Below are 13,792 nucleotides of genomic sequence, written 5' to 3'. Positions count from 1 at the left end.
GCACGGCCCGCCGATAGATCAACTGCCCGGCCGGACGCGGTACAATTCGACGGCAGCTCCGCTGGTCCCAGCAACCGGCGCTAGCCATTCCGGCACGCTGCCGCGCATCAGCCCGGCAAGAAAGCCTGCCGGCGCCTTGGCGGCGAGGAGCTTGCTTTCGGCGCTGCCGGGGCACAGCGCGACGAGGCCGACGTGATGATCCGCCAGGATCGTCCTGGCATCGGCATCGGACCCAAGGAAGGCATCGAGCACCAGGAGGTTGCCGGCGACGTTGCGATGATAAGGCCCGGCGAAAACGCGATGCCCGGAATAGGCCAGGATCGGCGATCCGAGATTGGAAATTGCCAGCACCGTGGTGCCGGGCAGGCGGCCAAGTGCCGCAAAGGAGGCCATGCGGTGGCAAGCGACATCGGTGCCATTATCGGCCGTGGCTTTGCTGTCGTCGAAGGCTACCGAGGTCGCCGCGGCAGCCCCAGTCCAGACCGCATTCACCGAAACCAGCCAGGCGGCAGCCATGCGCAGCGCCACGCCACGCGACGGGCTGGCCTCGGCCCGTTGACGCCATTTGGCAATCCAGGCGGCAAGCGGGATGACAGCGAAGGCGATCGAGAATGTCGAACCGCGCACCTGCCAGGCGCTGACGATGAACGCCACGACAAGCAGCGCACCGACAAGGCTGTCCTGCCGTCGCCAGCCGCCACGGCCAAGGCGAAGCGCCATCAGCACGAGCGCAATGAGCGGCGTGGCATAGCGCGCGACCACCTCGGCCGGATCCTCGGCGAGCAGTTTGAACAGCGACTGCGCCTCGTCGATGTGATCAAGCCATAGCTCCTTGAGGCGCGGATCGAGATTGGCATAGGGCACTGCCAGGCATTGCGGAAACAAAAGGACGACGACAGTGCCCAATGCCAGTGCAAGCAGGCCAAGCGAGGCGAACCGCCGCCCACGCGTGCGGCCGGCGGGCTCGATCGACGCTATCGCCGCAAGGCCGGTTCCGGCAATCGCTGCGACGACGAACTGCACGGTCGAGAAGGCGTCGCATTGCGCCTGGCCCCAGGCGGATGGCGCAATGGTGGCGACAAAGACGAGAGCGGACACGCCGGCAAAGCCGAGGCCGAAATCCCTGGCGATCAGCCTCTCGCCATTGGCCTCGAGGGCAAACAGCGTGGCGACAGAGGCGCCGACGGTGGCGACATAAGGCGCGGTTTCCATGCCGACGGCCAGCATCAATCCGGCGCACAGGCCGGAGAGCAATGCCGCCGCCCTGCGCGACGGCGCTTCAAGCAGAAGGCTCAGGCTGGCCATGCTCAGCATCAGCTGGACATTGTGGTGATCGAGTGCGCCAGGCGAAAAAATGCCGAGGAAATACAGTGCGGCGGCACCGACGACGACAGCCGGCAGCACGGCGCCGTCACCGGCAAAGCTGCGCGCGGCGCGGGCGGTGAAAAACACGGTCAGGCAGAAGAGCAGCGCCGGCCACAGCACTTGAGCCACATTCTCGGCAAGGGCCGCGCTGCCGGTCAGGGCCGATACGGCGATGACGATGGCGGCGATCGGCGCATCGACCAGCCGCGACCAGTGCATGACGAAGCCGCCTTCCAGGCCCATCCGGTACTGGTGCAGATCGAACCAGCCCTGGCCGGCCAGCACGTCGCGAACTTCGACGAGGCGCAGCAGATTGTCGTTGTCGCCGCCGGCATTGGTCAATTCCGGGAAGCCGGCAAAGGCATTGACGGCCAGCGCCAGCAATGTGGCAAGCAGCGCCAGCGCGATCTCGGACCTCCAACTGGAGGCGCCATCGTCGGCTGTGCTCATATCAGGACCTTTGGAAGGAATACGGGGCGGTTTAAACCTAGCCTTAACAGCTTCAATAAATAGTAAAGCCGCCCGAGCGAGGCCGGCGTTTGAGCGGTCAGGGGCCTCACAGGGCATCCGGAGACGAAAATGCCACAAGAAGTGCGCCATGAGCCGAGCATCGCCGTGCTGCTGCCTTGCTACAATGAGGAGCTGACGATCGGCGAAGTGGTGCGGCGCTTTCGCGAAACGCTGCCTTCCGCCGCGATCTATGTCTACGACAACAATTCGCGCGACCTGACGGCGCTCCGAGCCCGCGCCGCCGGCGCCATCGTGGTGCGCGAGCCGCGCCAGGGCAAAGGCAATGTCGTGCGCCGCATGTTCGCCGACATCGAGGCCGACATCTACCTGATGGCCGACGGCGACGGCACCTATGCGCCGGAGGACGCGCCGCAACTGATCAACATGCTGCTGACCGAGCGCTCCGACATGGTGGTGGGCACAAGGCGCGGCGTCGCCAACGATGCCGGCAGGACGGGCCACGCCTTCGGCAACCGCATCTTCAACAGCCTTTACAAGCGGCTGTTCGGCTCGGACTTTACCGATATCTTCTCGGGTTACCGCGCCTTCACCAGGCGCTTCGTCAAGAGTTTTCCCGCCGTTTCCGGCGGCTTCGAGATCGAGACCGAAATGTCGGTGCACGCCTCGCAGCTGAAATTGCCGGTCAGCGAGATCGGGCTCGACTACGGCCGCCGGCCGAAAGGCTCCTCGTCGAAGCTGTCGACCTTTCGCGACGGCGCGAAGATCCTGTGGATGTTCGCCATGCTGATGAAGGAGACGCAGCCGCTGCGTTTCTTCGGCGCTTTTTCCGTGTTTTTCCTGGCATCGAGCCTGTTCCTGATGGCGCCGGTGCTGATCGAGTTCGCCGAAACCGGGCTCGTGCCGCGCATGCCGACCTGGGTACTGTCGGTCGGGCTGCTGCTGCTGTCGATGCTGGCGGCGGTGACCGGGGTAATCCTCGATTCGGTGTCGCGCGGCCGGGCCGAGCAGAAGCGCATCTTCTATCTGTCGATGCCTTCCGGTCGTGTCGAACGTGAACGTGCAAGCGCGCTCGCGACTTTGAAGGCCGGACCGCGCAAGACCCCGCGGGCGGCTTAGATTTCTAAATGGGACGCCTCGCCCGCTTCATTGTCGCCGGCGGCATCGGCTTCGTCGCCGACGCGGCGGTGCTTTGGCTGGTGCTGACGATAGCGCCGCTTGGCCCCTTCGCGGCTCGCATCATCTCGATCGGTTTTGCCCTGTCCGTCACCTGGCTGATCAACCGCCATCTGACCTTCTCGCCTTCCAGCCGCGGCATCGCGCAAGAGGGCGCACGCTACGGCGGCGTCGGCATCGCCACCAGCATCGTCAATTATCTCGTCTATTGCGCCATCCTGTTCGCGCTGCCGATGGTGTCGCCGCTGATAGCTCTTGCGGCCGCCTCGCTGGTTGCCATGGCGCTGTCCTTCCTCGGCTATTCCAAGCTGGTCTTCGACCGCTGAAGGCATCGCATTGGATCTGCGCCAAGCGAAGCGCAGCCTCATCATGACCTTGGCCGATTGGCAGAAGCCGCCGATTTCCTTATATCGCTGTCGTCGATGCATCGGCCCTAAAATCGGAATCGATTTTCCGACAGCACGATGCATGGATTCAAAAGTGTTGGAGCGTACTTTGTGCATCCAAGTGGATCGCCCCAAGTGCGCCGGAGAGCTGCCATGCCCCTGAAAGTCGCCGTCCAGATGGACCATATCTCCACCGTGTCGATTGCCGGCGACACGTCGTTTGCGCTGTCGCTGGAAGCGCAGCGGCGCGGCCACCAGCTGTTCCACTACACGCCCGACCGGCTGTCGCTGCGCGACGGCAAGGTGTTCGCCCGTATCGAGGAGATGCAGGTCCGCGACGAGAAGGGCAACCATTATTCGCTGGGCGAAGAAGTCCGCACCGACCTATCGGAGATGGACGTCATCCTTTTGCGGCAGGATCCGCCGTTCGACATGAACTACATCACCACCACGCATATCCTCGAGTGCATCCATCCGAAAACGCTGGTGGTCAACGATCCGGCCTGGGTGCGCAACAGCCCGGAAAAGATCTTCGTCACCGAATTTCCCGACCTGATGCCGGACACGCTGATCACCAAGGACCCGCTCGAGGTCGCGGCGTTCCGCAAGGAGTTCGGCGATATCATCGTCAAACCGCTCTACGGCAATGGCGGCGCCGGCATCTTCCATCTGCATGAGGCCGACCGCAACCTAGCCTCGCTGCTCGAAATGTTCGGCCAGATGTTCCGCGAACCGTACATCGTGCAGCGCTACCTCAAGGAGGTGCGCTCCGGCGACAAGCGCATCATCCTGATCGACGGTGAGCCGGTCGGCGCCATCAACCGCGTGCCGGCCGAGCATGATTCGCGCTCCAACATGCATGTCGGCGGCCGCGCCGAAAAAACCGAGCTGACGGAACGCGAACGCGAGATCTGCGCCCGCATCGGCCCCTCGTTGAAGGAGCGCGGCTTCATCCTTGTCGGCATTGACGTCATCGGCGACTACATGACCGAGATCAACGTGACCTCACCGACCGGCATACGCGAAGTGCGGCGCTTCGGCGGCGCCGACATCGCCAGCCTGTTCTGGGATGCGGTGGAGGACAAGCGTAACTAGTCGCTTCGGGAGCGCCGCGTTGCAAACATTGCAGCCGTTGCGTTCAGCATGTTCCCCAAATGTTCTTGCCTTCGCCGGAAATCTGTGGTTGTCTCCGGTGACGCCGTTCGCGGCATGATCGCAAAGGCTTGGGGCAAAAGCCTGCATCCGGGGTGACGACATGGTGGCGCGGGTTCGCACGGTTGCTTTCCAGGGCATCGAGGCCGTGCCGGTCGACGTGCAGGTGATGATCGCGCCGGGCAAGGTCAACATGCACATCGTCGGCCTGGCCGACAAGGCTGTAGCCGAAAGCCGCGAGCGGGTGCAGGCAGCACTTCATGCATCCGGCCTGTCGATGCCATCGAAGAAGGTCACCGTCAATCTGGCGCCCGCCGACCTGCCCAAGGAAGGCAGCCATTACGATCTGCCGATCGCGCTCGGGCTGATGGCGGCGCTCGGCGCCATTCCGGGCGACATGCTGGCCGGCTATGTCGTGCTTGGCGAATTGTCGCTCGACGGCACCATTGCCGCGGTGGCCGGGGCGCTGCCGGCGGCGATCGGCGCCAATGCCGAAGGCAAGGGCCTGATCTGCCCGTTCGCCTGCGGGCCGGAAGCGGCCTGGGCCGGCAAGGATTTCGACATCTTGGCGCCGCGCAGCCTGATCGCCATCGCCAATCATTTTTGCGGCACGCAGGTCCTGTCGCGGCCGGAAGCCGGCATCCATGCTTCGGCGCGCGACCTGCCCGACCTTGCCGACATCAAGGGCCAAGAGACCGCCAAGCGGGCGCTGGAGGTGGCGGCAGCCGGCGGCCACAATCTTTTGATGGTCGGGCCGCCGGGGTCGGGAAAATCGATGCTGGCGCAGCGGCTGCCGTCGATCCTGCCGCCGCTGGCGCCCAGGGAATTGCTCGAAGTCTCGATGATCGCCTCGGTGGCCGGCGAACTCGGCGAAGGAAAGTTGACCGACCGGCGGCCGTTCCGGGCACCACATCATTCGGCCTCGATGGCGGCGATGGTCGGCGGCGGCCTGCGCGTGCGGCCGGGCGAGGCCTCGCTTGCCCATCACGGCGTGCTGTTCCTCGACGAGTTTCCCGAATTCTCGCCGCAGGCGCTCGATGCGCTGCGCCAGCCGCTGGAGACCGGCGACTGCATGATCGCGCGCGCCAACCACCGCGCCACCTATCCGGCGCGCATTCAGCTGGTCGCGGCGATGAACCCGTGCCGCTGCGGCATGGCCGGCGAGCCGGGCTATCGCTGCCTGCGCGGCGACCGCTGCCGCACCGACTACCAGGCGCGCATTTCCGGCCCGCTGCTCGATCGCATCGATCTCAGGATCGAGGTGCCGGCGGTTTCGGCGAGCGATCTGATCCGGCCGGACCGGGCGGAGAAGAGTGCAGCCGTGGCACTGCGCGTCGCTCGTGCCCGTACGATCCAGCGTGAACGCTTCGAGCGGCTCGGCGCGACCTCCGCCACCACCAACGCGCATTGCTCGCCGTCGGTCATCGAGGAAATCGCCATGCCCGATGCCGCCGGCCTGTCGCTGCTGAGGGATGCCAGCGAAAAGCTCGGCTTTTCCGCGCGGGCCTATCACCGCGTCTTGAAGGTGGCGCGGACGCTGGCCGATCTCGAGGCCAGCGAGACGGTCGGCCGCATCCATCTGGCCGAGGCGATTTCCTACCGCATGAGCTCGGAGCGGATGGCACAAGCGGCGTAGGTTTCCCTCCCCCTCGAGGGGAGGGTGGCCGCGAAGAGCCGGGTGGGGTCGCCGGTGACGTGCTCTGCCTTTAACGTCTCCTCGATATGCGGCAGATCAGATGGCACCCGTTATCGGTCGCTAAGACAATCCTCGTTCCCGTTCCTGTCGCCGGAATGGGAGTCGGCGCACTTCACGCAGGACTCCACCCAGCCCTTCGGGCCACCCTCCCCTCGAGGGGGAGGGGAACGCTGGCGACTATCGCGCCTGCTCTTTCGCCTTCAGTTCCAATCTCCGCGCGTGCAGCACCGGTTCGGTGTAGCCGTTGGGCTGGACGCGGCCCTTGAAGACGAGATCGCAGGCGGCGAGGAAGGCGATGGACTTGTCGAAATCCGGTGCCATCGGCCGGTAGAGCGGATCGCCTTCGTTCTGGCGGTCGACGATCGCCGCCATGCGCTTCATCGTCTCCATCACTTGCTCGCGGGTGCAGACGCCGTGATGCAGCCAGTTGGCGATGTGCTGCGAAGAGATGCGCAGCGTGGCGCGGTCCTCCATCAGGCCGACGTCGTTTATATCTGGCACTTTCGAGCAGCCGACGCCCTGGTCGATCCAGCGCACGACATAGCCCAGAATGCCTTGCGCGTTGTTGTCGAGCTCCTTCTGGATCTCTTCAGGCGACCAGTTCGGCCGCCTTGCTACCGGCACCGACAGGATGTCGTCGAGCCTGGCCTTGGGCCGGCTTTTCAGCGCCTTCTGGACGGCGTGGACATCGACCTTGTGGTAGTGCGTGGCGTGCAGGGTCGCCGCCGTCGGCGATGGCACCCAGGCGGTGTTGGCGCCGGCCTTGGGGTGCGCGATTTTCTCGGCCAGCATCGCCGCCATCAGGTCGGGCATCGCCCACATGCCCTTGCCGATCTGGGCGTGGCCGGCCAATCCGCATTCCAGCCCGATGTCGACGTTCCAGGCTTCGTAGGCGGCAATCCAGGCGGCCTGCTTCATGTCGCCCTTGCGGATCATCGGGCCGGCTTCCATCGAGGTGTGGATCTCGTCACCGGTGCGGTCGAGGAAGCCGGTGTTGATGAAGACGACGCGGTCTTTCGCGGCGCGGATCGCCTCCTTGAGGTTGACGGTGGTGCGCCGCTCTTCGTCCATGATGCCCATCTTGATGGTATTTTTGGCCATGCCGAGCAGCGCCTCGACGCGGTCGAAAATCTCGACGGCGAAGGCGACTTCGTCGGGCCCGTGCATCTTGGGCTTTACGATATACATCGAGCCGGCGCGGGAGTTGGCGCGGCGCCCGTTCACGCCGATGTCATGCAGCGCGATCAGCGCTGTCAGCGCCGCATCCATGATGCCTTCCGGTACCTCGTTGCCGTCGCGGTCTGATATCGCCGGATTGGTCATGACGTGGCCGACATTCCTGACCAGCATCAGCGAGCGGCCGGGCAAGGTCAGCGTGCCGCCATCGGGCGCGGTATAGGTGCGGTCGGGATTGAGCCTTCGGACAAAGCTCTTGCCGGCCTTGGTGATCTCTTCCGCCAAGTCGCCCTTCATCAGGCCGAGCCAGTTGCGGTAGACCAGCACCTTATCCTCGGCATCGACGGCCGCCACCGAATCCTCGCAGTCCTGGATGGTGGTCAGCGCCGATTCCAGCACGACATCGGCAATGCCGGCCGGATCGGTGCGGCCGATCTGGTTGTTGTGGTCGACAATGATTTCGATGTGCAGGCCGTTCTTGACCAAAAGGACGGCTTCTGGGTTGGCGGCATCGCCGCGATAGCCGGCAAACTGCTTGAGGTCGGCAAGCGTGGTGGCGCCGGCACCCTCGCCCAGCCGCAACAGGCCGTTGGCGACCGAAAGCCCGTTCACCCCCGCCCATTTGCCTGTCGTGAGCGGCACCGCCTCGTCGAAGAAGCTTTTCACCCAGGCGACCACCTTGGCGCCGCGCGCCGGATTGAATTTGTTGCCCTTCTCGGCGCCGTCCGTCTCCGGAATGGCGTCGGTGCCATAGAGCGCATCGTACAGCGAGCCCCAGCGCGCATTGGCGGCATTCAGCGCATAACGCGCGTTCATCACCGGCACCACCAGCTGCGGCCCGGCGACCAGCGCGATTTCCGGGTCGACATTTTCGGTGGTCACGCTGAAAGCCGGCCCCTCGGGCAGGAGATAGCCGATCTCGCGGAGGAAGCTCTTGTAGGCCTCCATGTCGACGGGCGCGCCATTGTCGCGATACCAGCGGTCGAGCTTGTCCTGCATGGCATCGCGCTTTTCGAGCAGCGCCCGGTTTTTTGGCGAGAGTTCATGGACGATCGCCGAAAAGCCGCCCCAGAATGCCTCCGCCTCGATGCCGGTGCCCGGCAGCGCCTCGTTCGCGACGAAATCATGAAGCTCGCGGGCAATCCGCAATCCGGCGATCTCGACGCGATCGGTCATCAGGGCTTCTCCAGGGCTTGGCCGGGTTGCCGGCACCGGGCGTTTGACATGCCATGGCTACAGGGTCAATTCGCTTAGGCCGAAGGTAGGGCATTTTCGCCGCCGGCCAAAGCTGCCGATCTCCCCCCTCGTGGGGGAGATGCCCGGTAGGGCAGAGGGGGGCGTGAAGGATCGCGGACCTTGCCATTTACGACCAGCCGCAAGTCTGAGGGCACAACAGCAAACGACCGAGACGTTGGCGGGACAGCGCCCCCCTCTGTCCTGCCGGACATCTCCCCCACAAGGGGGGAGATCAGCTAGTTACACCGCAATCCTTGGCCGTCCCGACGCCACCGCTACGACATGCGCCTCGATGAACATGCGCTGGCCCTCTACGGTGGAGACGCGGAACTCGCTGGCGATTTCGATCTCGGCGCTGTCGGTGCCGGCGTCCTTCGCCCGCCCGGCGGCAATCGCCCGCACATCTTTTTCCGCCGCGGCGATCGCCGCGGCCTCGTCATTGAAGTCGCGCACGATTTCGCCTGAAGCGACGCGGAACAGCCCTTCCTTGGGCTGGCTGACCCGCGCCTCGGCCGAGACCCGGACCTGGCCGACGACGGCGCCGAGCGCATTGGCGACGTCGGTATCCTGCGGCACCACGCAGTCATTGCCGACCAGCTCGGCCAGCCCGGCATAGTGCAGCGGCGCCGAGGCGCCGAGGCCGATGACCGGACGGTCGAGCGCGACGCTGAGACGGGCGATGCCGGGATGCGCGTCGACGGCGCGCTGGACCAGGGCATGGGCGACGGTCGCCGCGCCATCCAGCCCGTCTTCGGCAAAGGCCGTTTCCAGGATGACTTCCGCCGACAGGCGGGTCAGCGTGGTCAGCACCCGTTCCGAGATCGCCTCCGGCGAGGCGGCGATGAACTGGCCGCGGCCGTCACGCCTGCGCGCGAACAGCTCGGCACCCAGACGCGCCGCGGCCGGATCCCAATTGGCCTGCCTGCCCAGCACATGCGCGGCGTCCGACGGCGTGAAGCCAGCGATATGCACCAGCCCGCGCGACACCAGCCGGTTCAAGGTGGCGTTCTGGGCATTCGAGGTCAGCAATCTGTCGAGAGCCAGCGGCACGGCACCAATCAGCTCATAGAGTTTCGCCTCTGCGCCGGTCAGGCCAGCCGCCAGACGCTCCGGCACCCCGGTGCGCACCGCCAGGCGGCCATCCATGCGGCCGGGGTTGGGCGCGCGCAGCTGGCGTTCGAGCTCCGCCGTGACGGCCTCGCCATGCATCATGCCGGCCAGCGCCAGCGGCACCAGGCGGCGCGGCCCGAGCAGGATCTTCGGGCTGAGCACGCCGTCCTCCAGCGCCACTTCGGAATCGCCGCCGAGGCCAAAGGTGCGCATGGCGACCGCTTCGACCATGGTGCGGAACCCGCCGACGGTGGCGCCTTCCGGATCGAGCCGCGGCCGGCCCTTGTCGAGCACGGCGACGTCGGTGGTGGTGCCGCCGATATCGGAGACCACCGCATCGTCGAGGCCGGTCATGTGGCGGGCGCCGACGAGGCTGGCAGCGGGGCCGGACAGGATGGTCTCGATCGGCCGCTGGCGGGCGAAGGCGGCGGAAACCAGTGCGCCGTCGCCGCGCACCACCATCAGCGGGGCGGCAATGTTGCGTGCGGCCAAAAAGCCTTCGGTTGCCGCGACCAGCCTGTCGATCATCGAGATCAGCCTGGCGTTGAGCAATGTCGTCAGCGCCCGGCGCGGGCCGCCGAGCTTGGCCGAAAGTTCATGGCTGGCGGTAACCGGCAGGCCGGTCCTGTCGCGGATCAAATCGCGCGCGCTTAGCTCGTGCGCCGGATTGCGGGTGGCGAAATAGGCGCAGACGGCAAAGCCGGAGACCGACTTTTCCAATTCCGGCAAAGCTGCCTCCAGCCCGGACAGATCGAGGCTCGCGGCGTTGCCGTGCACATCGTGGCCGCCGGGGCAGAACACCACCGGGTCGGAGCCGAGCGCCGCCTTCAGCCCGTCGCGCGCAAGGTCGCCCTCGGCAAAGCCGATCATCACCAGCGCGACCCGGCCGCCCTGCCCTTCGACCAGCGCATTGGTGGCGAGCGTCGTCGACATCGACACCAGTTTTATCGCGGTCGGGTCGGTGCCGGCTTTTTGCAGCACGGCATCGACCGCGCCAGATATGCCGACCGCCAGGTCATGGCGCGTTGTCAGCGCCTTGGCCTTGGCCAGCACTTTTCCGTCGGGGCCGCCGGCTTCCGACCAAAGCACGGCGTCGGTATAGGTGCCGCCGGTGTCTATGCCGAGGAACAGGAGTGAGGGTTTGGTCTTGGCGGTCATATTCTGGCGGCGGTCCGGAGATTTTGTTCCCCGCCCTTAGCCGATACGGGCCGGCCGATAAAGCCGCGAGCGCTGGGCCACGACGAATATGCTGCAGGCTCGCCCAATGCCGGCGGGACAGCACCCCCCTCTGTCCTGCCGGACATCTCCCCCGCAAGGAGGGAGATTGGCGGCTTCGCCGTTGGCGCTTCGCTTGCAGCGTTGAACAAATTGCGAAAGCGCCGGTGTCATCCGATCTCCCCCCTTGCGGGGGAGATGTCCGGCAGGACAGAGGGGGGTGGGAAGGATCGCCGCCCTAACAGGTGCGAGCCGCGCCTAACGACCGCCTACCCCACAAACCCCACGCGCTTGTGCGATCCATCGCAGAACGGCTTGTTCGCGGAGTGGCCGCAGCGGCAGAGGAAGGCGCGTTGCGTACGGTCGACCGTGTGGCCGGTGCCGGTGACGATTTCGACATTGCCTTCGAGCTTGAGCGGGCCGTTGGTCGTCGGCGTGACGGTGAGCGGGCCATTCCGCGCTTCCAGCGCCGGCGTATCCTTCAGCGCCGGCTCGCCGGTGGCGGTGAAGCCTGCCTTGGCGTGGCTGCCGTCGCAGAACGGCTTGTTTTCCGAGGCGCCGCAGCGGCACAGCGTCGCGCGGAAGAACGTCTCGCCGCCCAGCACGATCTCGGCATGGACGGCCAGCGGACCGTTTTCCCTTATGCGCACGGTGTTGACCACCGGCGGCTGTTCCTGCGGCCCGCCATCCTTGCGGACATAGGTGATGGCGCCGGACGGACAGGCTTCGGCGAGCGCCACGATCTTCTCGACGCTGGCCGCCTCAGGGTGGATCCACTGGCCCGGCGCATTGGGCACGAAGACACGCGGATCGCCAAGCACGCAATTGCGCGAATGGATGCAGCGGCGCCCGGAAAAGCCGATATCGATCTTCTCGCCTTCGACCATGCCGGCCATTAGCTGTACTCCTCGCTGAAGGCATCACGTTATGGCGGCGGCCCTGACAGCGTCAAGCTGGCCGAGAGGCTGGGCTATCTCCCCCCTCGAGGGGGAGATGGCCGCATAGCGGCCAGAGGGGGTCGGCCCGACGGGGCTCGGCCTGCTGCTGCAGAACAGGTTGGCGCTCTACGCGCGGCTACCCCCTCTGTCGCCTTTGGCGACATCTCCCCCTCAAGGGGGGAGATTTGCCACATCACGGAACCAGATCGATTTCCTCGGTCTCGCCGCCACTGCAGGTGTAGCAGCAATCGTCGCACTTTTCCGTGTTGCCGGGGCCGACACCCCAATAGGTATTCTGGTCGCCATCGACCCAGGCACCGTAGCAAATCGATTCGCCGTCCTTGCAGGACAGCGGGATCGACTTGGTCTCGCCGTCGTTGAGATAATAATCCTGATTGTTGCCCGGCCAGACATGGTCGCGGTCCTGGCTGTAGAGCTCGACGCGCATGGCGTTGGGATGGCTGTTCCTGATCTCGAAAGTGACATCGCCGGCATGTGCGGCCGGCGCAAACAACGCGGCTATGAAGAGCGCCGCGGCAGCGCGGCGCGCGAAAGCGTAAGACAACATGATGATTCCCCCCGGAATGAAGCGGCCTGCCCGGCCGCGAGGGGGAACATGGCATGGTGGCGGGATGGGTGGAAGGGGGTGCGCCATTTGCGCATCGCGAAAGGCGCAGCGTTGCTAAGCAAGACCCCTCTCCGGTTTGCTTCGCAAACCACCTCTCCCCACGCCGTGGGGCGAGGAATGCCAACCGCCGAAGCCTCACAGGACCTGGGTTCCTCGCCCCCACAAAGTGGGGGAGAGGTGGGCGCGAAGCGGCCGGAGAGGGGGCGGTCCGACCGGGCTCAACGCCCGGGCTTCAGCAGCGTCCAGATCCAGCCGATGAATGTGAGCACCAGGAAGGGATATCCGGCAGCGGGCAGCGGCGCCGAGGTCGGCAGCAAAGGCGCGCCCCACAGGATCAGGCCCACTGAGACGACAAACAGCAGGGCGGCCACGACAGCGGTGAGCCGCATCCACAGCGCGAAGGTTTTCGGCGCGCTGATCATGACCAGCGCTGCCGCCCAGAGCGAGATGCCGCCGACATAGGAGGGCACGCTGGCCTCAAGCCCCGCCGCATTGGCGGCGAGCAGCAGGCTTTCGCCGGCAAGGAAGGTCAGAAAACCGGCCGCCACCCAATCATTGCCCAGCCGCTGATACTTCATCGTCAACAGCGCGGTCGCCACCACGAGTCCGACGCCGTCGATCGTCCAGAATGTTTCGCGAAGGGACGCGCTCTCGACGAAGGTGCCGGCGAGGCCCAGAGCGCCGCCGATGGCAAGGCCGATCGCGGCGGTGATGTCGAAGGTGGAGCGCATGTTATGTCTCCCCAAGCCTAGGAGAGGATACGCCAATGCGGTAGGATGGTGAAGGACAGGGTTCAAGCGGAATGGTTGGAGCGTCCTATGCAAACCGGTTCCGTCGTCTTGGTCCCCGGTGACCTTGCCCCTCTGATCTAATCCGGTTTGAAGTTCGTTCTGGCCATCGAGAGGACCAGGACATGAAACGCAGCCGCTTCTCTGAAGAGCAGATCATCGGAATTTTGAAGGAACACGAGGCCGGGGTATCGGTTGCCGATCTGTGCCGCAAGCACGGGGTCAGCGACGCCTCGATCTACAACTGGAAGGCCCGCTTCGGCGGGATGGATATCTCCGAGGCTCGGCGACTGAAGGCGCTGGAGGACGAGAACACGCGGCTGAAGCGGCTTCTGGCCGACGCCATGCTCGACAATGCGGCGTTGAAGGATCTTGTGGGAAAGAAATGGTGACGCCCGCGGCCAAGCGGAAAGCTGTCGCTCGCCTGAAGGAAGGCTTCGGGATGAGCGAACGGCGGG

Annotated in this window: 10 protein-coding genes and 1 pseudogene; 5 read left to right on the top strand and 6 right to left on the bottom strand. The window is 65.5% G+C overall.

What is annotated here, in order from left to right:
- Positions 1-18: 18 nt before the first annotated feature.
- Positions 19-1,815: a GtrA family protein gene (locus tag NKG60_RS07110; RefSeq protein ID WP_352862911.1), complete on the bottom strand. Its 1,797-nt coding sequence runs from the start codon at positions 1,813-1,815 to the stop codon at positions 19-21.
- Between the two features lie 129 nt (positions 1,816-1,944).
- On the opposite strand from NKG60_RS07110, the gene NKG60_RS07105 reads away from it, so the two are divergent.
- The 4 genes from NKG60_RS07105 (at position 1,945) to NKG60_RS07090 (ending at position 6,183) form a co-directional block, all read left to right on the top strand.
- A complete protein-coding gene (locus NKG60_RS07105) occupies positions 1,945-2,952 on the top strand; it encodes a glycosyltransferase (protein ID WP_352862910.1) in 1,008 nt (335 codons plus the stop codon).
- Positions 2,953-2,960: 8 nt separating this feature from the next.
- Positions 2,961-3,335: a GtrA family protein gene (locus tag NKG60_RS07100; RefSeq protein WP_352862909.1), complete on the top strand. Its 375-nt coding sequence runs from the start codon at positions 2,961-2,963 to the stop codon at positions 3,333-3,335.
- Between the two features lie 213 nt (positions 3,336-3,548).
- Entirely contained in the window at positions 3,549-4,490 is a 942-nt protein-coding gene (gene gshB, locus NKG60_RS07095) for a glutathione synthase (RefSeq protein ID WP_352862908.1), read from the top strand.
- Between the two features lie 160 nt (positions 4,491-4,650).
- Positions 4,651-6,183 carry a YifB family Mg chelatase-like AAA ATPase gene (locus NKG60_RS07090; protein WP_352862902.1) on the top strand — a complete coding sequence of 511 codons (1,533 nt, stop codon included), beginning with the start codon at positions 4,651-4,653 and terminating at the stop codon, positions 6,181-6,183.
- Positions 6,184-6,420: 237 nt separating this feature from the next.
- Here NKG60_RS07090 and NKG60_RS07085 read toward each other — a convergent pair whose 3' ends face one another.
- The 5 genes from NKG60_RS07085 to NKG60_RS07065 all read right to left on the bottom strand — a co-directional run bounded on the left by NKG60_RS07085 (position 6,421) and on the right by NKG60_RS07065 (position 13,277).
- Positions 6,421-8,595: a malate synthase G gene (locus NKG60_RS07085; RefSeq protein ID WP_352862901.1), complete on the bottom strand. Its 2,175-nt coding sequence runs from the start codon at positions 8,593-8,595 to the stop codon at positions 6,421-6,423.
- A gap of 300 nt (positions 8,596-8,895) precedes the next feature.
- Positions 8,896-10,923, bottom strand: coding sequence for a hydantoinase/oxoprolinase N-terminal domain-containing protein (locus NKG60_RS07080; RefSeq protein ID WP_352862900.1), 2,028 nt, complete (start codon positions 10,921-10,923; stop codon positions 8,896-8,898).
- A gap of 326 nt (positions 10,924-11,249) precedes the next feature.
- On the bottom strand, positions 11,250-11,876 hold the full coding sequence (locus NKG60_RS07075) for a CDGSH iron-sulfur domain-containing protein (RefSeq protein WP_352862899.1): 627 nt from the start codon (positions 11,874-11,876) through the stop codon (positions 11,250-11,252).
- Between the two features lie 235 nt (positions 11,877-12,111).
- On the bottom strand, positions 12,112-12,483 hold the full coding sequence (locus tag NKG60_RS07070) for a hypothetical protein (RefSeq protein ID WP_352863084.1): 372 nt from the start codon (positions 12,481-12,483) through the stop codon (positions 12,112-12,114).
- A gap of 281 nt (positions 12,484-12,764) precedes the next feature.
- Positions 12,765-13,277, bottom strand: a complete 513-nt coding sequence (locus NKG60_RS07065) for a hypothetical protein (protein WP_352862898.1) — start codon at positions 13,275-13,277, stop codon at positions 12,765-12,767.
- A 182-nt stretch (positions 13,278-13,459) separates the two neighbouring features.
- On the opposite strand from NKG60_RS07065, the pseudogene NKG60_RS07060 reads away from it, so the two are divergent.
- Positions 13,460-13,792 (top strand): annotated as a pseudogene (locus NKG60_RS07060) (transposase); the annotation flags it as partial.

Origin of the sequence: Mesorhizobium sp. M1428, from assembly GCF_040317515.1 — a bacterium.
Lineage (GTDB): Bacteria > Pseudomonadota > Alphaproteobacteria > Rhizobiales > Rhizobiaceae > Mesorhizobium.
Note: the sequence above shows the minus strand (reverse complement) of the source record. Positions and strands in the feature narration are given on the sequence as shown.